Raw genomic sequence first — 24449 nt, 5'->3', positions numbered from 1 at the left:
GTGATACATCAGATTATCTAATAGATATGGACAGGGCAACAACGGGTAAACGAGACGCGCATCGTGTGCTGAGCGCCCTCCTCACCTGTAGTATTGTAGTCAGTATCGCGGTCGCTGGAGTGGCCGGGCAGACGGCTCCTCCGAATGCATACTACGGCACGGCGATGACAACGGACGGGACTGACTTGCCGGCCGGGACGACGATTATTGCGGTGGCCGATGGTGCCGTCCGGGACAGGATAACGATGCAGACCAGCGGGCAGTACGGTGGCTCGGATGCGACAGCGGATAAACTCCGAGTCAGCAGCGGGATTGATTCGAATGTGAGCTTCTACGTCGAAAAAGACGATGGCACGCGCATCAAGGCCGAGGAGGTCGATCCCGATCCGACGGCAGAAGTCGAGCAGTTCAATCTGACCTTCCCCGTCGGGACCATTAACCCGCAGCCAAACGTTGCCGTCACGGACGTCACGCCCTCGAAAGAGAGCGTGATCGAAGGTGAGCGCCTCAGTATCTCGGGGACACTCACCAACACCGGGACCGAAGACGGGACGCAGGTCATCTCACTCGAGATAGACAGCCAGACGGTTAGAACGACCGAGCGGACGCTCGCACCAGACGAGACGCAGACAGTGACGTTTAGCGATATCGGCACCAGCGGGCTGGCTGCTGGTGAACACGACATCGAGATTACCTCCGCGGACGGTGCGGGACAGGCGACATTCACCGTCAGGCGCAAGGCGGCGAATTTCACTGTCTCCCAGCTCGACCCCGCCAGTCCCACTGTGACCAACGGCACGACACTCGAAGTTTCGGCGACAGTCACGAACGAGGGGACTGTCGAGGGCACGCAGACCGTTGCCTATCGCGTCGATGGACGTACACTCGAGAGTCGTGAACTAACACTAGCGACGGGCGAGAACACAGAGGTCGTCTTCTCTGGCATTGCAACTGGTGCGATCGGACCGGGGACGTACGCTCACGGGATACACACAGCCAACGATAGTCAGCAGGGCACGCTGACGATTACGAAAGAGGGGCTCTCACCGGCGAACTTCCAGGTGTCGGGGTTGACGCCTACAGAGACGACAGTCACGGAGGGCGATACCATAGAGGTTGTCGCGACCGTGAGCAACGACGGCGAAGAACGCGGTACGCAGTCTGTCCAATTGCAAGTCGATGGCAGCGTCGCCGACTCGCTGGACGTCACACTGGCCAGTGGCGAGAGTACGACAGTCACATTCAGCGGTGTCGAGACGGGCTCGTTGGCATCTGGCTCACATCCCTATTCGATTCGGACGGCCAACGGGAGTCAGCGTGGAACGCTCACGGTCGAGAATCGACCGACCCCGGTGTTCACGGTCACCAGCGTGAGTCCATCAGGCGTGACGGTTCCGAAGGGTGAGACGGTCACTATCTCGGCCGAGCTAACCAACGATGGTGAGCGACAGGGAACGCAAGCACTTCGCCTCCGTCTCGATGGAAGCGAGGTCGCCAGCCAGTCAGTCACGCTCGCATCGGGTGAGAGCACGACAGTCGAGTTCGCAGCTATCGAAACCTCGACACTGGCGAGCGGCACCCATTCCTACCGCGTTGCGAGCGAGAATACCAGTCGCAGCGGCCTGTTTACCGTCTCGCAGGAAGAAAGCGAGACGCCAACCGAAACGGCGACAGCCACATCGACTGTGACAGCCACTCCGACGGCCACATCGAACGCTGCCAGTGCGCCGACGGAGACACCACCGACACAGACTGCAACAGCCTCGACACAGAATGAGACTGTCTCACCGACGAACGCCGGGAACACATCGACAGTCACGCCGACGCCGGGTAGCAGCGGGGGACTGCTCCCGACGGGACTCATTCAGCCGCTGCTGTACTATATTGGCCTTCCACTGCTCGTCATCTACCTCATACTGAAAGCAATGGCAATCTATCTCGGATACTGAGCCGGGTCGCGCGGTCACTTCTCCTATTCAGGGCTTTTCGAAGATCGTTGTCAGTGCGTGGACTCAGGAGTCTTCGAGAATGTAGTGCGCGCCGAGAACCAGGATCGGGGTCAGAATCAACCAGAGAGCGTATTCCAGCCACATTTCGTCGTACGTGTTGATCGCGAGTCTGAGCGTGCCGCCATTCGCATAGGCGAGAAACCAGATATTGATCGACAGAAGCGCGAGGCTGAACGCCTCGAAGAGTGCGAGCCGCTTGATGAGCTCTCGCATGGGGATGTCGAGATACGACGAGAAGTGACGGTTTGGTAATGTGCTGACTTCGAGAAAAGTAGTACACTAGTATCGAGTGCTGGCGACAGACGGAAGAGATACTTGCAGCTAAACTCTCAGAAAGACTCCGATAACTCCTGAACGTTTCACTAGATTAGTCGAGCCGTACCACACTTCCTCGCAGCTTCGTCATTCGTTTTCGTGTGATATGGAATCGAGAACTGCCCGTCGAGACAGGTCGCGGTCACTCAGGATAGCAACTGCGGGAGAGTCGATAGCAGAGTACGAACGACGGAACGGCTACGCTGGTGCGAAACAGGGTACCAGCGCACGTTGTCAGCTGAAAAGCGAGGGCGGACGCAACAGCCCTAGTGAAAACGGGTGCTGGCTCTACTGTCGCCGCCGCCAGATGACGATTGCAACGGCGATAATCACCACTGCGAAGACCAGCAGTGGCAGAACCGGTGCTGCCGCAACTCCACCTTCACCGTCACCGTCGTCAGTTGGCGTCTCCGTTGCCGTCTCGGTCGGCGATGCCGGAATGACGTTGGCCGTCGGCGTTGGCGTCGGTGTCGGCGTTGACGTCACGGTTGGCGTTGCCGTCGGTGCCGTGGACGTTGGCGTTGTGGTCGGCGTTGCCGTCGGTGGCTGAGTACCGTCCGGCGTCGGCGTCGCCGTCGGTGGCTGAGTACCGTCCGGCGTCGAGGTTGCCGTCGGTGTAGCTGTTGCACCGCCACCAACGGGTGCGCCACCACCGCCGACAGGCGCACCGCCACCGCCAACAGGTGCACCACCGCCACCGGTGCCACCTTCGTCAGGAGTCGGCGTTGGCGTCGGCGTCGGCGATGGCGTCGGCGTTGGCGTGGGAGTCGGCGTCGGCGTCGCTTCTGGGTTGACAGTCAGGTTCGAGAGGTTCTCGTCGTTAATCGACACGGCGTATTCTCCAGTAGTCGAGCGACTGAATTCGAAGCCAACGACCTTCGAATCTCCAGCCTCGAGTCGCACTGTCGTCGAGTCGGTGTACAGCGTCGGTCCGTCGACGGTCAGGTCGAGCGTGTAGTTGCCGGCGATGTCGCCAGTGTTCTCGGTCGTCGCACTCGCGTTCGCCACCTCACCCGTCGTGACCTCTTCCGGTGTGAGGTCCACACTGGTAATGGAGATATTCGGCTGGCCAACGGCGATGGCGAACCGGGAGAGGTGGTCCGTGGTCGCCTGGTAGACGTAATCAGTGCGTTCCTCGCGGACGAGCGTTGCTGGCTTGCGAACCGGCTCGTAGCCCGAGCCATTGTATGCCAGCAGACTAACGTCCTGTGCGGTCGCTCCCTTCTCGGCGAGTGCGGCCTTGCTCACGCGGAATTCGAACGTGGAGTTCGTAAACTCGGTCGACGAAATGTTCGTCTTCGTCACCGAGAGGTAGCGAAGGGCGTCAGTCCCATCCGCGGTGAGCGCCGCCCCGCCGAAGGCAGTCGACTGGCCTTCGAAGCGCAGTTCGAAGTCAGACGACGTCTGGGCTGCCGTCTCGACGCCCACGATTGCGGCATCCGTATCCAGCCCTCTATCGAACGTCCGCTTGGGCTGAACGCCCGGCTGGACGTTCCGGTAGAGGACGTCGACGCTCCCGAACTCTGTGATGACGATCGTCTGTGAGTTCGAGAGGAAGATCGATTTCACCTGCTGGCGTGGGTCGTTCGTCAGCACGTTCAGCGAGGCGTACTTGTCGCCGGATTCCGTCGGCGTGAGCGAGACCGTGACAGTCGTCGACTCACCGGGTGCAAGCGTGCGCTGTGTCGGCTGCGTCACGGTGTATTCGTCGGCAGCTGCCGGACTCGAGATGGTCAGCGACTCCAGCGTAATGCTCGCCGACCCGTTGACGTCATTGGTAATCGTCAGATTCCGAGTCGAGGTGTCGCCAATCGAGGTCGACCCGAACAGGAGCGAACTCGGTGCGCGCAGGGCGGGCGTCTTGCCCGTGCCACTCAGCGCGACCGTCGCGACCGTCGTGTCGGGATCGTTGCTCTGGACGGCCAGGTCGGCAGTCCGGGCAGTGCCGTTCTGTGCAGCCTCGACATCGCTCGTCGGCGGTTCGAACCGGACTTCGACCTGCTGGGTCTCCTGAGGCGCAATCGTCAGCGACGAATCCACCACGGCAAACTGTCCCGGGAAGTTCCCGGCAAGCGTGATGTCGGTGACGTTGAGTTGCTCGTTGCCAGTGTTGCTGATTGCGACGGTGTCGGTATCGACGGTCCCCAGGCGCGTGCGGTCGAAGGTGAGACTGCTGCTCGCAATCTCGATGTCCGGTTCCGTCCCGGTGACACCCAGGCTACCCGTCACGGTGCCCTGCGTTGCGGTGTCGATCTCCAGGAGTGCCGAGGCGCTTCCGGTGACACTCGGCGAAGTCGAGACAGTGAACGTCTCGTTTGCCTCGCCGGCGACTGTCGTCGTCGACAGTCCCGAGACGGAGAAGGCGGCTGCGTCAGTGCCGGTAATTGACACGCCCGTCACCGACAGGTTCGCAGCACCGTCGTTGGTGAGGTTGAGCGTCCGCGAGGCAGTGTCACCAACCCGGACGTCACCGAAGTCGACCGAGGGCGTCGAGAGCGACGCGTCGGCGTCGATGCCCGTACCCGAGAGGCTGGCCGTGTAGCTCTCGTCAGTGTTCGTTGTGAGCGTCAGGTTGGCGGTGTAACTGGATGTGTCCGTCGGCGTGAAGGAAACGGCGTACGTCGCCGTCTGCCCGCTGCCCAGACGGAGTTCCTTGTTACCGCTGACGACGCTGAAGGCGCTCGCTCCACTGATGGTTGGCTTGTCGAGGACGAGCGTTGCGTTGCCAGTGTTCTCGACGACGAAGGTGCGCTGGGTCGAACTGCCAGCACGGACACCACCGAAGGTGCCATTGAGGTCCTGGCTCACGTTGAGCTCCGGTGCAATGCCGGTGGCCTGCAGTGACACGGTGGGCGAGCCGCCGTCAGTGTTGACCGTCAGTGTCGCCTGCTGCGCTCCGGTTGCGGTCGGACTCGCAGTGACGGAAATTACCTCCGAGGCACCGGGCACGAGCGAAGGCTGGTCGAGACCGTCAGCGCGCGGGAACTGTCCCGCGTCTGCGCCCGTAATCGTGATGTTGTCGAGTTCGAGCGCGACACCACCGTCGTTCGTTATGGTGACGTTGCGGGCGCCTGTCGTCGTTCCAACCCGCGTCTCACCGAAGCTCAGCGAGGACCGGTCGAGCGTCGCGTCGGGCTTTGCGCCCGTGCCGGTCACCGCGAGCTGCTTCGTACCCTCGTCGGGGTCGTTCGTCCGGATTTCGACTGTAGCCGTCCGCTCGCCGGTCGCGTCCGGATCGAACGAGACGTTGAGCGTTGTCTGTGCACCGCCACTGAGTGACGTGCCGTTCAGCGAGTTCAGGATGGTGAATTCATCGCTGTTGGTACCGGCTTTGGTCACCGACTGAATCGTCAGCGTCGTGCCAGCGCGACCGGTGTTCGTAATCTGGACGCGCTCGGTGGCGTTGCCAGTTCTCGTATCGACGTAGCCGAATTGGAGCGTCTCCGTTCCAAGTGCAATGTCCGGCGGCGTTGCCTCAGCCGTCAGCGACACCGCGAACTGACTCGTGCCGGCAACGTCACCTTCAGCAGCGAAGGTGATCGACGCCGAGTGCGTGCCGGCTGCCGTCGGTTCGAAGCGGACGTCGACAGTCGTGGAGTTGCCAGCACCGAGTGAGTCAGGCAGCGTACTCGTATTGACTGCGAACTGACCCGCACCATCGCCAGTCTTGTTCTTGACCCGCAGGCCGGTGAGGTCTTCGCTCCCGTCGTTCGTGAGCGTCAGGTTCTCGACGGTAAGGCCACCCTCTCCAATCGTACCGTAGTCGATGGAGGCTGGCTCACCGGTGAGTTCCGTCGACTCACCCTCGCCGGTCACGTTGACCGTGACTGTCCCGTTGTTCGGGTCGTTCGTCTCCAGCGTCACGTTCGTACTCGCCTCCCCAGGCGCCGTCGGCTGGAAGGCAACGGAGACACTGCGCTGTTCGCCAACCGGAACCGTCAGCGTATCCGTCGATCCAACCAGTTCGAACGATGCCCCACTCGGGATTGCGTTCGTACGGTCAATCTCAAGCGTGGCGTTGCCAGTGTTTGCGATGACGATCTGCTTCGACAGCGATCCACCGACTGCGACGCGACCGTAGTCAATGTCCGGGTTATCTGTTGTTGGGTCCGGCGTGATGTCTGCGGTCGCGGTCAGTCCAGTCGCCGTGACGTTCAGCGATGGGTTGGCCGGGTCGTTCGCGCCGGCAGTGGTCTCGAGCGTGAAGTTCGCACTGGGCGCATTCGTCGAAGGCGTGACGCTCAGTGTCAGGAACTGTGACTCACCTGGCGCCAGTGCGAATTTCGTGTTTTCGTTGTCGATCGTGAACGCATCGCCACTGTCGTCGTCTTCTCTCGGCGTCACGTCCATCGTCTGCGTTCCGGTGTTCTCCACCAGGATGGTCGTGTTCGCAGTGGCACCCTGGGTAACCTCACCGAAGTCGTAATCCGTGCCTGACCCGGTGTTCGGCGAGACCGTAATCTCGCCACCGAGACCAGTTCCACTCGCGCGAACAGTCACGGTCTCGTTGAACGGATCGTTGGACGAGAGCGTGAGCGGGCTGCCGTAGGTTCCGGGCTGCGTCGGGCTGAACGTGATAGTCACGTTTGCCGAGGCACCCGAGTCGACGGTCAGCGAACTAGTCGAGCGCGTGAAGGCAGTGCCCATCGATGGGATATCGAGCCGGAGCGTCTCGCTGCCCGTGTTATTGATGCGGACAGTCTTCGTTGCGCTGCCACCCACGTCAACGTCGCCGAACTGTGCCCGCGTCCGGTTGACCTCGATGACCGGTGCTGTGCCCGTGCCAGTGAGGTTGACCGTCCGGGTTGGGTTCTGTTGCGTGTCCGCACGGAAGCTGAACGTGGCGTTGTGCGTCTCACGAGTCGTCGGCGCGTATTCGAGTTCGACCGTTGCAGACGTCCCTGCAGCAACCTGCGAGGGTAGCGACGAGACCAACTCGAACTGGCCGGGATCTTCACCCTGGATGGCCGGGCTACTGAGTGAGACCGCACGGCCGCCATCGTTTCTGATGGTGACGTTCACCGTTTCCGTCTGTGCGGCCGTCCGACTTGCGGTGTCTGGTGACGCACGGACGGTGCCGTAATCGATGTCCTGATCGACGGAGAGCGGGTCGGTCACTGTCACTCCCAGCGAATCGCTGTTGAAGGCAGTCGACTCGTTGGCCAGCTTGCTCGCCTCGGCAGTGTAACTGCCAGCCGTGTTGATCGAGGTCGTGACCGTGTTCGTCGTTCCAGTGGAGGCGCTGGTGCCGGCGACCGACACCGTTGCATTGTCGATCGGGTCGCCACTGGCGGCGTTCGTGACGGTGAATTGGATTGGTTCGCCAGCCGCCACGGTCGTCGTATTCGCATCGAGAGCCAGGTCGACCGTCTGGAGTGCAATGGAGACATCCTTCCCCGGGAGGCCATTGACCGAAATCGTGCGCGTGCCGTTGGTGTCGAAGCTGGTGGTGAACGTCTCGGTCGTCGAGCCGTCCGCTGCCAGCGTGACCTGCCTGGTTCTCTGTGCCGCGCCGTCTATCGAGTAGGTCACGTCGACAGTGTCGCTAATGCTCCCGCGGTTCTCGACAGTCGCAGAGATGTAAAGCGTATCGTCAGTACTCAGTGCAGTCTGTGAGAGCGTAAAGCCAGTGACCGCCGCCGCCGGTTGGACATCGATCGTCGAGACGTTCGCACCGTTGATCTTGAGCGTCTCCGACCCCGTCTTGTTGAACGACGCCGAGAGCGTGATGGTCGTCGAGGCACCGGCATCGAGCGTGACGTCGGTACTGTTGAGGTCACTCGACGCGTTCTCGAGCGCAATGGTCTTCGTTCCCTGGACGCCGCCATCGTTCAGGAGGTCGACGCTGAGGGTGACCGTATCGCCCGCGTAAATCGGGGTTGCCATGGCAAGTTGGACGTCGGTGACGTTGATGCTTGCAGGCTCTTTGATCGTCACCGAGGTGCTGGCTGGGTTGTAGTACTCCCTGTCGGTATTTTGTTTCGACGCGTCGGCAGAGTACGTCCCCGTCGTGGCGAACGTCGTCCTCGCCTCGCCATTACTATCAGTCGTCAGTGTCTGATCAGCGACCGATATCTCCGCGCCCGAGACAGGGTTGTCGGTGTCCGTCCGGGTGACGGTGAACGTCACTGGTGCGTCAGTTGCCGTCGACGTCGTGTTCGCGCTGATGGCGAGGCTGACGCCCTCTCGCGAGACACTGACAGTCTTCGTCTCGCTGACGCCGCCGACCGTGACGTTGAGTTCGCCCACTCTGTCGAGCGTCGGCGTGAATTCGACCGTCTTGTTGCTCTCAGCGCCGAGATCGATTGTCTGACTTGCGGTGATGTTCCCATCGTCGACGTCCAGGGTAACCTGGATGTCGGAATCATCAGTGCTCCCGCGATTGACGACGGTTGCGTTGACGCTGATGGAGTCGCCGACTGTGACAGCTGTGTCGTTGAGCGAGAACTCGCTCACGACGGTCTGTGGGTCGATCGTGACGTTCCCGGCGGGGACGTCGTTCGCCGAGAGAGTCCGAGTACCCGGACTGTCGAACGTCGTGTTCAAGACGACGGTCGTCGTCTCGCTGCCATTGAGGGTAACCGTCGTATCATCGAGGATGTTCCCGCTGCTATCTGTGAGGTTGATCGTCTTCGTACCCTTCCGGTCACCGGAGTTTGCAACGTCTGCCTGGACAGTGACGTTGTCACCCGTGTACGCCTGCGTGACTTCACGGTAGGCGGCCGTGACGTTGAGCGAGGCGGGTTCGAAGACGTCGATCGTCACCGAATCGCTGTTGAACGTCGTCTCGGACGTATCGGCCTTCGAGGCGACCGCCCGATAGCTGCCACCCTCGTCGATCGTGATGTTGAGGAGGCCATCACTGCCGGTCGTTGCAGTCTGGTTTGCCACCTCGACCGCTGCATCGACGGTTTCACCCGTATCCTGTCGAGTGACGTTGAATCGGATCTGCGTTCCGGCTCTGACGGTTAGGTTGTCCGAGTTCTCGACGGTCAAATTCAACGCCGTGACGTTCCGGTCGACAGTGACGGTCTGTGCGGCCAGGTCTTCGACGCTGAGATCGAACGTTCCGTCGTTGGGGAAGGACGTCACCGCCGAGACGGTGGTCGTGCTGCCAGCGCCAATAGCACTCGTCGTGTTGGTGGCAAACTCAGTCGTTCCGTTGTAGAACGAGACGTCCTCACCGTCGCTATCCTCGGTCTCGCCGCGGTTCTTCACGGTGGCAGTAATCTCGACTGCCTCGTCGGGCGTCACCGCGGTCGCATTCAGCGTGAAGTCGGTGACGACCGACTGCTCGTCTATGGTAACCGTGCCAGCGTCGAGTGTCTCGACCTTGAGCGATTTATCGCCCGTCTGGGTGAACGTCGTCGAGAGAGTGACCGTCGTCGACGACCCCGCACCGACGCTCACTGTCTTGTTGGCGCGTTCCGTCTCATTGACGCCCAGGGCAATCGTCTGCTGCCCGCTCACACCGCCGGTGTTCTCGACTGTCACCTCGACAGCCACGGTGTCGTTGACGTACGCCTGGCTCGTGCCGAGGAACGTATCTGCGACGGTGAGGTTTGCGGGTTGCTTGATCGTGAGCGACGTCGTATCAGCTTCGAACGTCGTCGTCGGGGTCTGGGCTTTCGTTGCTTCCGCGGTGTAACTGCCTGCGGTCGGGAAGTCCGTCACGCTCTGGCCGGATGCGTCAGTAGTGAGCGTCTGGCCACCGACCGAGATGGTGGCGTCTTCCGCCGCAGTACCGTTATCGTACTCGACGGTGAATTGAACCGGGTCGTCAGTGACCGTCGTCGAGGTGGCGTTGTCGGTGATGACCAGCGGCACCGACGTGCGCTTGACCGAGACGGTCTGAGTCGGCAGGCCGTTGACCGAGAGGTTCTTCGTGCCGACGCTCGTTCCGGAGGTGTTCCAGTCGAGCGACACCGTCGTCGATTCGCCGGGTGACAGCGGCGTCGTCGTAGACGGACCGGCCTGCCCGTCGATTGTCAGATTCAGATCCAGCGTCCGGTTGGTCGCGCCACGGTTCTTGACGGCTGCGTCCACGCCGAGTGTCTGACCAACGGTCACGGTACTCGAACTGACGGAAAAGCCAGTCGCGACCGCTGCCTGCTCGACGGTGATGGTCGACGAGGTCACGCCATTGACGCTCGCCGTTTTGTTGCCAGTCGAGGTGACGTTCTGATCGAAGAAGACGGATTTCGTCTCACCGCCGTTCAGGCTAACTTCTTTACTATCGACCTCCACGGTACCGTCGAAGCTGTAGGTCAGGTTCGTCGTCCCGGACAGGTCGCCAGTATTCTCGACGACTGCTTCTATCGTGATCGTATTCCCAGTGTAGGTCTGCGTCGACAGCGGGACAACGTCCGTCACGCTAATCGACGCGGGCGCGTTGACGGTGACGTCCGTGGTGTCGTCCTGATACGAGACTGACTCGGTCTGGGCCTTGCTAGCCGTTGCAGTGAGTGTCCCGCTGGTGTCGAGCGTGACTGTTGCCTGCCCGTCACTACCGGTGTAGACAGTCTGGCCTGCGACATCAACAGTCGCGTTGACTGGTTGCGTGTCGTTCGTACGGATCACTTCGAACGTTGTGCTCTCGCCCGTTTGAATCGTCGACGGGCTTGCTGTGATGTTCAGCTGAACAGTGTTGCGAGAGACGCTGACTGTCTGCGATTCGGTATTCGACGGTCCACTGACGGCGACGAAGTAATCATCAGCCGCGTCGAAGCTCTCGGTGAATTGGATTGTTGCATTCGTCTGCCCAGCGACCGGCCCGGTCGATTTATTTGCCGTGTCGGTACCACCGATGCTAAGAGTGAGCGTGCTACTGTCTGCGTTCGTCCCGCGGTTGCTCACCGACGCAGTGAGCGTGACCCTTTCGCCAACCGTTGGCGACGTCGGTGACACCGAGAGACCAGTGAGCGCAACAGCAGGGTCGATGGTCACACTGCCAGCGTCAACACCGTCGACGGCTAGCGTCCTGGTTCCGGGCGTATCGAAGACCGTCGAAATGGTGACAGTCTTCGTTGCCCCGCCTGCAACGCTCACGACCTTATCATCGATAGTGGAGCCGTTACTCGATAGTTCGAGTGTCGTAGTGCCCTGGAGGTCACCCGTATTCTCGACGGTGACGCTCACGGGCACCGACTCGTTCGTATAGGCCTGGGAAACGTCGGCTGATGCATTGACGACTGAGATATTCGCTTTCGTCGGCTCTTGGATATTCACCGTGCCCGTATTCGAGGCCAACTCCGTCCCACTGGGGTTCATCGCGAGGTGGACATAGCGATACTCGCCTGCACCCCACGCGCGCGTGGTCTCCACGAGAACGGTGGCATCGGCACTCGTGTTGACCATCGTTGCTGAGCTGTTCCAGGTGACGTCACTGGTTGCGGTCGTCTGGACAGCCCCCAGGCCGGTTCCCTCAGCAGCGACATCGAAGACATCGCTGAAGGGGAACGACCCGTTCCGCCTGCCAGGATCCAGAGCAGTGCCCATGAACGAGGCGTTGTTTCGAATCGTCCAGGCCCCGTTGACCGTCTTCACAGTGTGTTTGAGCGTGACGTTATCCGAGATATTCGTCAGTGGACGCTCGACGACGACGGTGAAGTCTTGGCTGGTGAACGTCGTCTCGTTGTAGACGGCGACGAAATGGGTGACGTTCTCCGAGCCAGATTGAATGACAGAACTCGTGTTGGCCGCCAGGCTGACATTCTCGCCGGTAGTGTAGGTAGATTTGTCTGGCGTGACCGTGGAGTTGCCACGCTCAACCATCACCTGATCAACGCCGAGAACTGTGGTCTGATTGGCAACGCTGATGTTGCCGCTGGCATCAACGACCAGGCTTTCGCTCTCGTTGCTCACCAAGAACAGCATGTAGTTGCCTGGCTTGTCGGGCGAGAACGTGTACGAACCAACGCCCTTTCCGTCGTTGTTCTTCGTTATTTGATCGGTCCCGACAACCGAGAAGCTCGCATTACTGTTGGCGCTCTCGGAAGTCAGCACCTCGTCGATATCGGTGAGGGTGTTGATATTCGTAAATGGTGAGTTCTCACCGGATTCCAGGCGTGCGGCCACCAGCTTCGTATCTAGCTTGTTGTCGCTATAGGCGAGTTGGCCAGTGGTGCCTGCTCTGCCATCGTTGAAGCTGACGTTGATGTCTGTGCCAGTCGAGAAGATCCCAATCGGATCTTTGTTTAGTGATTTCTGGGCGAGGTCTGGGAGCGTGACGTACCAGAACGCGTTGTCAATCGTCACCGCTGCCTGATCCGTGTTCGCCCGGAGTGGAAGCGGCGAGCGTTCCCAGACATCGACACTTTCCGTCCCAGTCAGCATCTGGCTGGACGGAGGATTCCAGACATCGAGTTCCAGTGCGTTCGAATCTTTCTGGACAGTGTTGCCCTCCGCGTCAGTCGCGGTCACTGTTGCACTGTATGTACCATCGTTGGCAGCCTGGGTCCGGTCTGCGCTGATCTGCGCCTCGTAGGTGTACGGGTCGACCTGCGAGAGCGTGACCGTCCCAGCACCGAAGGCACTCAGGTCCGCTGTGACGGTGTCTGCACCAGCCACCATCGCGGTGACGGTGACGTTTTCCCCATCGTCGACGATTCCGTCATCACCATGGCTGAGTGTGACGTCGTTGATACGAGGTGCCGACTCCAGCGTGATGTTGAGATGGGTATCACTCGAGACGGTCGTGTTCGTCGCATTCAGCGTGAGTGAGCTGTTATCTGGCGGCGTGACGAGCAGGTCGATGGGCCCCTCAAGTTCGAAGCCAGGGCCGTCACTGGCGGGGTTCACCCACTCACCAGAGGCGTTCGTGAGCGCATCGACGTCAGCCACGACATCGCGGTGAGTCCCGGGGACGTCGTAGACATCTGTTGCTTCGACAGTGGCGTCTTCAACCGGTTCACCACTCTCGTTCAGGACTGTCACAGTCAGGTTGTAGCCCTGTGGGACGCTCACTGCGTCAGTCGTATCCGAGCTGTAGGAGACGTTCTCGAGCGCTGCAATGTCGACCGAGCCATCTTTCGGATATTCGGTAGCTGCCTTGGTACTCGTTTGTGCGTACGTGAGCCCGTAGGAGCCGTTCTCGATTACCTCCACGGAGAACTCACCGTTGGCGTTCGTCTCGTTCAGGGTGAAATCGTCGACATCGCGCCCTTTCCAGACGATCGTATCGTTCGCTGCCAGGTCACCGTCAGCTTCAGTGAGGGTTCCACTGACTGTGACGGTCGACTGCAGTGTCAGGGTGAGGTGCGTGTCGTTGTCGACGGTAAATTGCCTGTAGGCACCCGAAAGATTCGTTCCATCAGGCGGTGTGATTTCGATTTCGGCAGAGCCAGTGAGTTCAACGGCCGACTTGTTGTCCCGCTGATCAGGGTAATACCCAGTAGCATTCGTTGAGGCGCCGTAAACTCCTGCTATCGCATCTCGTTCAGTCCCGGTAATATCGACGATGTGCGCGATTCTGACGGAAGCATTCTCAATGGGGTTGCCCACCGGATCCTGCACGGTTGCAGAGACGTCATAGGCACTCGGGATAGTCTGGTTCAGCGTCGTATCGGAGCCATAGGAAACGACACCGAACGTGTAGAGGTCAGCTGTTCCGTCGGTCGGGAACCGAGGGTTTGTGTTCCAGTCCTGATAGTAGCTGAATCTGTAGTCAGTATCTTTTCGAAGAGTGGTTGAAAAGCCACCGCTCGCGTTCGTTTCGATGTACTGATCATCATCGACGTTACGACCGCTAAACCATATCAGATCTTCAGCCGAAGGACTACTATCCGCCTCGTAGATATGCCCACTGACTGTAACGGTCGAGGGCAGCGTCACCGTGACGTGCTCGTCCTTATTAACGGTAATTTTCGTCCCGTTTCCGGAGAGATCACTCCCGGTCGGTGAGTCAACGTCGACGAAAACAGTGCCATTAACCTCGAAGCCAGGTTCGCCACTGTCGGCATCAACCAGGTCCCCGGAGGTATTCGTCCGGCCCTGCATGGTCGCATAGACGTTATCGTCGGTATTCGAAACGTTGTACTCGCTCGAGACGTGAACCAGAGCATCGTTGACAGGGTTGCCGTCCTGGTCGACGACCTCAACCGTGAGATTGTGGCCGGTATCGACGGTTCGGTTTTGGATCGTCTCTCCGCTGTAGGAGACGGTCCCAAGGGCAATGCCGTCAACCGAGCCATCGGCGGGATACGTTGTGTCTGTATCCTGGAAATCAGACCCGTTCTGGAAATACGAGAGCCCGTATTCCGCATTCTGTGCCAGCTCTTCGGAGTAACCCCCGCTTGCGTTCGTCGTGACAAATTCGTCGTCCTGTCCTTCGCGCCCGTTGAAGCGGAGTCTGTCATTCGCTGCTGGGGTGCCATCAGCCTCGTGAATATATCCACTGACCGTGACTGTCGGGAGAAGCGTGATATTGACGTGGTCATCCCCAGTCACCGTCAGGCGAGTATAATTCTCGGAGAGACCACTCCCCTCTGGGGGGTCGACATCGAGATCAGTCATACCATTGACCTCGAGACCTGGTCCATCACTCCCCTGAATCACAGCCGATCCGTTGACGTTCGTTGTCGTTTGCCGACCGTAGTATGCATCTTGATCTGTGTTTGGAACGTCGAAGAAGTCCACGAACCGGACAGACGCATTCTCGACAGGCGAACCGCTTGCGTTCAGGACCGTTACGGTTAGATTGTGCCCGACTGGGACAGTCTTGTTGAGCGTGGTATCCGAATCGTAGGAGACGACATCGAGAACCGAAAGGTCAGTCGAATTGTCCTTCGGGAACGGGACTGCTGCCTCCGGACTGTTCTGGGCATACCCAAACTCGTAGGAGGCACCTTTTCTCAGTCGCGCCGAAAATCCACCACTCGCATTTGTCGTGGCTTCTGTAAAGTCATTCACGCTCCGTCCACGCCATTCCAGCGTATCGTTCGCTGCTGGTGTGCCATCAGCCTCGTGAATATACCCACTGACTTTGATTGTGGATTCCAGCGTAACAGTCAGATCCCTGTCTGCGGTAATCGTCTTGAGTTCACCATAGCTGGAGTAGTCAGTACCGGGCGGGGGCGCCACGTTGAGCGAGTTTGTTCCATTCACTTCAATACCAGCGCCGTCGCTCCCGGCGAGAACTGCCTCACCGGTGGCATTCGTTGTCGTTCTGAAACTCGGATAGATAGTATCGCCGTCAATCTTTAGTCGAGTCCGTATTTCCACGGTCGCGTTCTCAAGCGGAGTGCCACTGCTATTTTCAACAGTTACCGTGAGATTGTGTCCGACTGGGACAGTCTCCGAAAACCCGTTCACATCCGTCCCGAACGAGAACACCCCGAGGTCCGCAAAGTCAACCGATCCATCTTTCGGGAACGGCGTCACTGCAGTAGAACTGTTTTGACGATACGTGAGCCCGTAGGACGTGTTCCTGGTGAGCTCAGCAGAGAAGGCCCCCGTTTTGTTGGTCGTTGTCGTGACTCGGTCACGTCCAGGGTCCCGCCAGACGATGGTATCATTGACCGCCGAAGTACCGTCGGCCGTCTTGATGGTACCGCTGACATTGACAGTCCCATCGAGAGTTGCGGTATCGGAATCGATATCATACTGGAAGGTACCGTTCGTTACATTCGCGAGACGAACTTCAACGTTCTCGTCACCGTCGAAAGCGTCGTCGGGAACAGTGAGAGTTGCATTGCCTTTGAAGTTCTGAAGCGATGTATTCGAAAGAACCCGATTGCCATGCTCGTTATAGATACCAACCGAGATGTGACTCGGGTCGCTAACGTTACCCGTCGCATTATACGGGATTATTAGGGTTGTCTCTGTCGTCGGAGTATATGGCTGGTCATTTATATTTACATATGGAGCAGGAGGTGTCGAATCGGCACTGCTCCCAGACTGCGCTGTCACAGCCGTCGAGAAGGTCACTCCGCTCGCTGCGAACACTGACAACACGATCATCGCCGTCATGAGGACGGCCTGGAATTGGTGGGTTTTGCGTGTCATTGGTATCGGTGGTCCTGAGTTTCTCGTCGTGGTTAGCCCGAGAGACGATGATATCGAGTCGCGTGCGACTCTGCCCAAGCCGCAGCGGCGACCCGCCCGCCAAGGCAAGCCGGGAGAGAGGATGAAGGGTCGACAGTACACGGTCGGTCCAGCTTCACACATCCATTCGGCCAGCCATCCCATCGCGAGTTGGAATCCAGTGGAATGACTGCTGTGGGACACGTCCAACTACCGGTAAGTTGTTCGCGTGTCCACGTCTGCGAGTGCCGAGATGCATGGAAAGAGCCCAGGCTGCCCACAGGGCTCCCTGGACCGCCCTCCCTGCCCCGGTTTAGGCGGGGGCTTCGCACTCCGAGAAACATCTATCTCTATAGACAATTGTCGGTAACTGACCCCTAGATAAAAAGTGTTTCTCCTGCCGTGTCATGACACGGAGTCAGTGAAATCAGGTTGAAACTCTGAGATACAAATTCGGGCCACTGAACGATGACTGGCTAGCACACCAGAGGCGCCGTCAGGAATCTCTTCGAGACAAAAATCACGTTGGCAGAAATTGTCATATATTGAATGTCTTAGTCACATAGACTGCCAGCGAAAAATTGTAATTGAGATGAGAAGTGCCAGAAGCCCACCAACCAGTCCGAATCCCGGTCCAGTCGTTCCCGGGGGTGTTGGGGACCGAGTGTCATTCGAGAGCGTTCGGTTCGGCTGGAGGACCCCATCAGTGGTAGGCGTCACTGTCGTCTTGCTTGCCGTCGGTTGCGATGTCGCTGTCTGAGTTGGGGTTGCAGCCACACTCGAAGGTGGTGTTGGTGAGTGAGGTGAGGTCGGTGTCACCGTGGGCGTCGGCGACGTGGGTGGTGTCATCGTTGAAGACGTGGGAGTGGGAGTCGTCGTCGGAGACGGGGTTGGCGTTGCTGTAGAAACTGCGGTCGTCGGAGTCGGGGTCGGTGTGGGCTCGTCGTCAGAACTCCCCCCTGGCACACTTCCTCCGGGACCAGATCCGCTCTCGGAGCCACCATCCGAAGTCTCCGTCGGAGTGGCTGTCACCGTTGGCGTGGGAGTGGCAGTCGGCGTCGAGGTTGGCGTTGCGGTCGCCGTTGGAGTGGGGCTGGCAGTCGGCGTCGCCGTTGCAGTCGGCTCGATCGTAACCGAGTGGGAATCGCTCAGGCCGAGGAGTTCTCGGTTGCCCTCGACGGTGTCTGTTCCGCGGACGGCAACGTAGAGGCGATACTCTCCGGTCGAAAGATCGGCTGTCGAGAGAGAGACATCATGCGTGCCAGTGCTGGTCGTCCCGACATCAACTCGGCGGTCAGTGTCACTGGTGGCGAGAACCACTTCGATAGCGTCGATTGATTCCCCACTTACCAGTTCACTGACCGTCGTCGAAAGAGAGAGTGACTCTCCCGTCTTGACTGTCGCCGGGGCGTCAACGCTTGCTGTGTAGGCGGGTACAATCACTGGCAAGACGGTCTGAAAGATGCCGTCAGCTTCCAGGACGAGTGTATAACTCCCCGGGTCGAGATAGCTCGTCTCGAAGGCAACCGTCCCATCGCCCGTGAGTTGTTTCGAATCGACGATCTGTCGGTCCGCATTGTAGAGGTGCACCTTGTACTGCGTGGCACTCGGAGCCGTGGCGTCCACAGACAGCGTCGTTCCTGCCTGCACGCGAGAAATTGCCGAGACAGTGTAGCTATCGCCTTCGAACTCGACGGTCCGTTCCGGGACGTCAACGTCGCTAGAAGAGCCGAGCGAATACTCACTGGCAGCACTGGCAGTAAAGATGAGGCCAGCAGTTGCCACGGTGAGCGCAAGAATCGTCAAACCGACCGCCACATGCGTGCGTCTCACTGTTGTCGTACTCTCCCCAAACGATGAGTAAATAGCTTCTGGCTTCGCGATGGATCCTTGCTCTATCGAGTCTGCGACTCCGAGTACATCTTAATCAGAGCGGGGGTCGACGACAAAAAATGAAAGAGACGGACGAAAGGAGACAGGAGAAACCTCCCCACCGTGTGTCCCTGTCCGGGCCGACCTGGTAAGTCGAGAGTGTGCGTCTCGCAGATGACGGCCAGAAATGTTATTAGTAGTGAAGGTTTTAAGAAGGGAGCTAGCGTATCGAATTTGTGTGCCAGGAAAGGGTGCATCACGATGGGGAAAATACTACGAACGCCGTTGAGTCCTGAGCAAAGAGCCACGTTCTCACTCGTGAGGGAGGGGTGAGTGGCGAATGGTTGCAACGAAAGAAGACTACTGTCCACACTGTGACCGGGAGACGAAGATCGTCAAGACAGTCCCGCATCAGGACAACCGGTGCATGGAGTGTGGATCGGCAGTCACCGAGTGAATCACCACTACCAGGCAGACAGTTATAGTCCTGATCTGAAAGTGAGAGAATTGTGAGGACATTCTCAGCGGACCAGCCGCTCGCTCGAGGAGAGACATTTACCCAAACTGAAGCGCTCAAAATCCACGAATCACAGTGGATTCAGCCGGAAGTATTATAGTATCTACATTAAAAGTAGCAGTCATGAGTCGGTATCCTCGGCGAGCCCGGCAGGCGCAACTGAAATGTATCGACTGCAACGCGCCCGTTGTCCAGACCGTCGACGACGGTTTCGCCTGTGTCGAGTGCGGTGGGTCACCCATCCAGTCACAGGCAAGCCCCACCGCAGATGACTGAGGTAGGCGCCAGTGTTACGCACTTACTGCTGTATCAGTAGCCGGGCTGTATCGTTCACGACAGTCAAGAGAGAGTGAGCGCTCTGGACGGGAGTGAACACCAGCGACGTGACCGTAACAGACCGACGATCACAGCGGAAGAGGGGGTAATTCCACCCGAGAAATTACGGCTGGAGCGCAGCAGCGAGTTCTCGCGTCAACGTTGTCGGCTGCGTATAGCGGTCTGCTGGGTCGGTAGTCAGGGCACGGGCCAGAACGTCGTCGACAGCGGGAGGCACCATCTCAGCGTGGCTCGCATCGGTGAGCGTCCCGTCCCGGATGGCTCGCTCGACGTACGCCGAGTCCGAAAACGGCTCACTCCCCGTCAGCAGCCAGTATGCGAACGCGCCCAGTTGATAGACGGGTGTCGTCGAAAGGACACGGCCCTCGTCAAGTTGCTCCGGTGCGCTGAATGGGGTGACTCGGGGTTGATAGTCCTCGAGCACCGACCGGACCGCGTCTTCGATACCCCAACCGGCCAGCGAGGCGCGCGCCGTCTCGGCTTGCATGTCGATTCGAACCCGCGAGGGTTCGATTGCAGTGCGCGTCACGTCCGCCTGACGCGCCGTCTCGACTGCCTCGCCAACATCAGCGAGGACCTGCAGGCGTTCGTCCAGTGAAAGTCTTGGCTGGAGCGCCCTGGCCGACCCGCTCGCAGAACGATACGCCACCCAGACAGCGGGACTCGGCCCAACCTCGAAGATGGTCGTCACACAGGGATGATCAGCAAGCTCGCGCCAGTCCTCGACGATGTTGGTAAACTGTTTGACCGCTGCGCGCTCGCCGACGCGGTCGGGGTCCAACAGGGCAATCCGTGCGTGCTCGTCGTCCGTCCACGTTGCATCGTAGGCGTAGACGGGCCCCGAGATATCGTCTTCTTCCAACTGCGAGAGGTCGGGAATGGCCGCCATGAGCGTACTCGTCGGCATGGCCGCGGCGACGTCGTTGCTCACCGACGCTTCCGAATCAGCCTCGTCATGTGCTGGCTGGGGCGTTCCGGTCAACCGCTGGCGCTTGAAGCGGACGCCAGAGGCAGCAATTGAGTGGCGAAGGAATCGATGCTCGCGGACATCGCGGACGCCCCCATCGACGGTCAGGACCTCCAATTCCTTGAAATCGTACTGGCGCTGGATGGCCTTGCCGTACTCACAGGCCTCCGAGAGGTCCTCGCTGGCCTGGAAGACGTAATGCCCATCACCAGGTATCACCACCCACGCGGTCAGAAACTCGCTGTAGGTGACGTGCACCGACTCGAAGAGCGTGTTCCAGTAGATGTCGCCGACGACGTCCTCGTCGTCCCAGCGCAACAGACAGGGATGGCGGTCCTCGTTCATCCTATCTTCGCCTGCGCGCATCGCATCCATGCGCGTCCGGTGTGTCGAGAATTCTCTCCCCGCACCTGCCCTGCGTGCGTACTCTCTGAGTCGCCACTCGCCGTTGCGTTCGATAATCTCGAGCGGTGGCCTGCAGGGCGGCGGCGCTGTTGCACCGACGAGCGACGACGGCAACGTCGCATCTGTCTCTCGGTCCATGTCAGTAGTCATCGAAACAGGCAGTCAGAGACGGCTCGAATCCTGAAGGGACACACCGAAGACCTTCTGCGACTGATTGCAGTGCTGAACTGTCTCTCCGACTTACCTGTCGCACGTCTTCAGGTACCTAGTGGTTCTACTTGTGTATTCGGGTTTCTCACATCTGGAAGAAGCAAGTCCGACTGGGAGGTGACACCGAATAGTGACGTGAACACACAACACCTCCGGCGCATGTGAAATACCCACACCCACAGCTTGCAACACGATTTCGTCCGCAGGCACCACTGAAAGAGGCGCTAAGTGACAAATCAGGTAGTATTCAACTAAGTAGCAAATTACAAGTACTCGCTAAACATCATTCACGATTACTAACCAGATGGTATCTTCCCAGCAGGGGCAAGCAGTCACTTCCACTGGCGAGTCTCGTGTCATCGGGACGCCGGAGTCGTATCTCGTGGGGCAGGACTCCGATGTCGAACCAGTGTTGAGTGTTGTGATACCCACAATGAACGAGGAGGAGGGCATTGGGACGTGTCTGGACTGGGTCACGGAGGCCGTCGAAGAACTCCGGGTGCCGACCGAGATTATCGTCGCCGACAGCTCCACGGACCGCACCCCGGAGATTGCCGAAGAGCAGGGGGCAATCGTCGTCGAGCCTGATGACACTGGCTACGGCTATGCCTATCGCTATGCGTTCGAACAGGCACGTGGTGAGTATCTCGTCATGGGCGATGCCGATACGACCTACGACTTCTCGGAGATCCCGCGCCTGCTCGAGCACCTCAAAGAGACCAACGCCGACATGGTGATGGGCAGTCGCCTGGAGGGCGAGATCAAGCCCGGCGCGATGCCCCCGTTGCATCAATACATCGGGAATCCACTGCTGACGCGATTTCTGAATATCTTCTACGATGCCGGCGTCAGTGACGCCCACAGTGGCTTTCGGGTGTTCACGGCCGACGCACTGGAGGCGATGAACCTGAAGACCGACGGGATGGAATTCGCCAGCGAGATGATCATGGAGGCTGGGGCCTCCGACCTGGACATCGAGGAGGTGCCGATTACGTATCACGAGCGAAAAGGCGAAGAGACACTCAATAGTTTCCGCGACGGCTGGCGTCACGTGCGCTTCATGCTCGTCAACGCCCCGGGCTACATCTTCTCCATCCCGGGCGCCGGGTTCTCGATGCTCGGCTTGGTGGTCATGCTGTTCGCGTTGACGAACATGCCGATTCAGGGCGTACTGCTCGGGGCGAACTCCATGATCGTGGGGAGTTTGCTCGTGATGGTCGGGTATCAGGCGGTGAGTCTGGGTGTCTTCTCGACAGTGGCTGGCGACCCGATCCAGAAGCCCTCCGCTGGTGTGTCTGCCTGGATAGGCGAGAATCTCACACTCGAGCGAGGAGCAACGGCCGGCCTGTTGCTCTTCGGACTCGGGGCCGGCTATGGCTCGTGGTTGTTCGGAACCTGGCTGCAGAGCGGCTCTGTGACGACCGCATTTACCGTACAGGCCATTGCAGCCTTCACCGGTATCGTCCTCGGGATGCAGACAATCTTCTCTGCATTTTTCCTGAGTATGGTGGAGTGAGCCTACACCAGAGCGCAGGAGAACGTAGGCAGTCACGTCGAGACCGAGGGTCAGTATGTTTTCAGCCGGAGAGAATGACCGATGGAGTTTATATTCAGTGTAGCCGACTTTCTGAGCGACCATGTCAAAAGCGAAACTTGCGGGTGTCGTACTGGCTGTAAGCGTGATTGCAACACTTCTCGTCTGGAAAGTAAGGGGCTAGAATACTCCCGGCGGCGAACAACAGCAGGCGCAGTTGTCGAATAACAGCGAGACCGTACGAGGAGTCCTCTCCAGCAGCAGGCAACACCTGAGTCACTACCGCATCGCTGTTGGGAGAGGATACCCTGGCTGCGTCTTCATCCGCTGCCCTACCCATCTACGGCGAGGAAGAGATCACCGCGACCGCTCGGTCGGGGAGATGAACCGGACGTCAGCAACAGCCTTGACGTGCGAGCCGTCTGCGCTGTAGTGGCCGTCGTTTGCACAGCCATCGAAGGTTTCGTTACCGTCGTCTCTGTGGAGCATCGCGACGAGTTCGTACGTGCCCGGCGCCGGGGCCGTCTCCAGGGGAAGCGCCACCCCGCCGTAGGAGCCAGGGGCGAGGTATCCCGTGATGCCATAGATCTCGTGAGTGCAGCCCGAATGTCCTCCGTCACCACCGTTACTCGAGGTAGAGACATCATCACCGCCTTGGACACTCGCGTGATGGCCACCCGAATCCGGCGTCTCGTGTACCATGATGAAGCCACCCTCGGGCAGGTCCGCGCGAGCGATGAGCACGCTCGGTACGTCGACGTCCAGACGACGCGTCTGTTTGCTGAATTCGATGCGGGCGTCGGCCGAATCCTGACTGGCCTGGGCCGTCCCAGTCCCAACGCCTGCAAGTGCTACTGTTGCCACACCGAGTTGCTTGAGCACCGATCGCCTAGAGGTTGAATGCATTACACTTCAATATGATTCATAGATAATATCTGTTTCGTCACATTCTCACATCGAATCAGCAACGTATCGGGACTGGCCGAGGACAGGAGTGCCCGCACGATTTCATACTCCCACCACCGGGTGGAGAGGGCCACAGAATGACGCTCCAGAGAAGTGAGACACTGTGTGTCCGTCCATACCCAGAGACGTCCTCCGCAAGGACACACTGTACAAAGAAACCCTCCACTGGATATGATCACGGCCGATGGCCAACATCGCGCTGCCCGCTGCGGGGCGAATGCCAGCCAACGGTCTCACAGAGCGCCACCGTGACCCAATCCCGTGCAGATGGGCGTGGCCAAATCCGGGCTGAGAGTGGACACGTAGAGGCGAGAAAGGCTTCATAATCGGCTTCTGTCTTGCGTTTTCTCGATTTCAGGTGGTGAGGCGGGCGCTGTGAGGGTGGTGTGAGGACCGTAATTCGCCGGAGAGACGTGCGCTCGCGTTCGATTTCGGGCAATCAGTGAGTACACGAGAGGGTGACGGACAGCCAGTATCCAGATGATCGAAACCATCGAATTCGAGTGTTTTGGTGACTCTTACACCGATTAATGAAGATTTGGGGGGCGTCGCCCGGAAACGAGGTCTGGCTGGGGAACGCAACGATGAATCACGAGCGTCCGCGGTGAAGTCCGTGTGCCTGCAGATATCCGGGGTGTCAGAGAGACATGCCACCCTAGACAGTCACGACAGCCAGTCAGCGGCCCTCACAGGCAGGGCTGCGCTGGTGAATGACGTGATGCTCCGAGTGCACACGTGGTGTCTGCTGCGACGCCCACGCAGTGACGAACCCCCACAGGGCATGACACACAGAAACACCACCCCATCACTCACTTCCTAGTTGCCTCGCAGAGACTGCACAAACACTGTCCTTGCGGAGGTACGCCCCGAGTATGAACGGGTGGAGAGTCCCTCAGGGACATCTAACACGCCTTGGGTGCGGGCTTGTGCCCTTGCCTCGGATCGTGAAACAGTACAGACACGACTCCGATTCGGCCGTGTGACCCCACGGCACAGCACAGGCACTGCTGGACAGGACCCAGCCAGTGGCCGACTGGGACGTGAGCAACCTGATACTGGTCACACAATGCATGCGGACAACGGCGGAGCGTGAACCGCGCGCTCTCTCGTCCGAGCGTCGCCACCGATTATTGTCCGGCCTGCGGTGTCGGCGTTGCTGCGGGGAGGTGTGGCACTCACCATCCGCGGGGAGCCCCTTGTCTCGTCCAGACGCCCGAGTCGACTTCAAGAGGGCTCGGTTGCTTCATGTCGTCAGTCCAGACGGTGAACAGCCTCGGGCGCAAATGCTCCGAGAGA

Annotated in this window: 7 protein-coding genes; 3 read left to right on the top strand and 4 right to left on the bottom strand. The window is 59.4% G+C overall.

Annotation, left to right across the window (positions count from 1 at the left end; all coding sequences use genetic code 11):
- Positions 1–164: 164 nt before the first annotated feature.
- Positions 165–1949: a CARDB domain-containing protein gene (locus WDJ57_RS16905; RefSeq protein ID WP_338902077.1), complete on the top strand. Its 1785-nt coding sequence runs from the start codon at positions 165–167 to the stop codon at positions 1947–1949.
- 63 nt (positions 1950–2012) lie between these two features.
- Here the strand turns inward: WDJ57_RS16905 and WDJ57_RS16900 are convergent, their stop codons facing one another.
- Positions 2013–2222: a hypothetical protein gene (locus WDJ57_RS16900; RefSeq protein ID WP_338902076.1), complete on the bottom strand. Its 210-nt coding sequence runs from the start codon at positions 2220–2222 to the stop codon at positions 2013–2015.
- Positions 2223–2612: 390 nt separating this feature from the next.
- On the bottom strand, positions 2613–16292 hold the full coding sequence (locus WDJ57_RS16895) for a choice-of-anchor D domain-containing protein (RefSeq protein ID WP_338902075.1): 13680 nt from the start codon (positions 16290–16292) through the stop codon (positions 2613–2615).
- 874 nt (positions 16293–17166) lie between these two features.
- Here WDJ57_RS16895 and WDJ57_RS16890 point away from each other — a divergent pair.
- On the top strand, positions 17167–17553 hold the full coding sequence (locus tag WDJ57_RS16890) for a hypothetical protein (RefSeq protein ID WP_338902074.1): 387 nt from the start codon (positions 17167–17169) through the stop codon (positions 17551–17553).
- Between the two features lie 1621 nt (positions 17554–19174).
- Here the strand turns inward: WDJ57_RS16890 and WDJ57_RS16885 are convergent.
- Positions 19175–20581 (bottom strand): hypothetical protein, encoded by a 1407-nt coding sequence (locus WDJ57_RS16885; RefSeq protein ID WP_338902073.1) that lies wholly within the window; start codon positions 20579–20581, stop codon positions 19175–19177.
- 376 nt (positions 20582–20957) lie between these two features.
- Between WDJ57_RS16885 and WDJ57_RS16880 the strand changes: the two genes are divergently transcribed.
- Positions 20958–22169 carry a glycosyltransferase family 2 protein gene (locus WDJ57_RS16880; RefSeq protein ID WP_380630060.1) on the top strand — a complete coding sequence of 404 codons (1212 nt, stop codon included), beginning with the start codon at positions 20958–20960 and terminating at the stop codon, positions 22167–22169.
- A 375-nt stretch (positions 22170–22544) separates the two neighbouring features.
- Here WDJ57_RS16880 and WDJ57_RS16875 read toward each other — a convergent pair whose 3' ends face one another.
- Positions 22545–23051 (bottom strand): DUF7282 domain-containing protein, encoded by a 507-nt coding sequence (locus WDJ57_RS16875; protein WP_338902071.1) that lies wholly within the window; start codon positions 23049–23051, stop codon positions 22545–22547.
- Positions 23052–24449 lie beyond the last annotated feature (1398 nt).

This window comes from Salinibaculum sp. SYNS191, assembly GCF_037338445.1.
Lineage (GTDB): Archaea > Halobacteriota > Halobacteria > Halobacteriales > Haloarculaceae > Salinibaculum > Salinibaculum marinum.
This window is presented reverse-complemented; position numbering and strand designations above follow the sequence as displayed.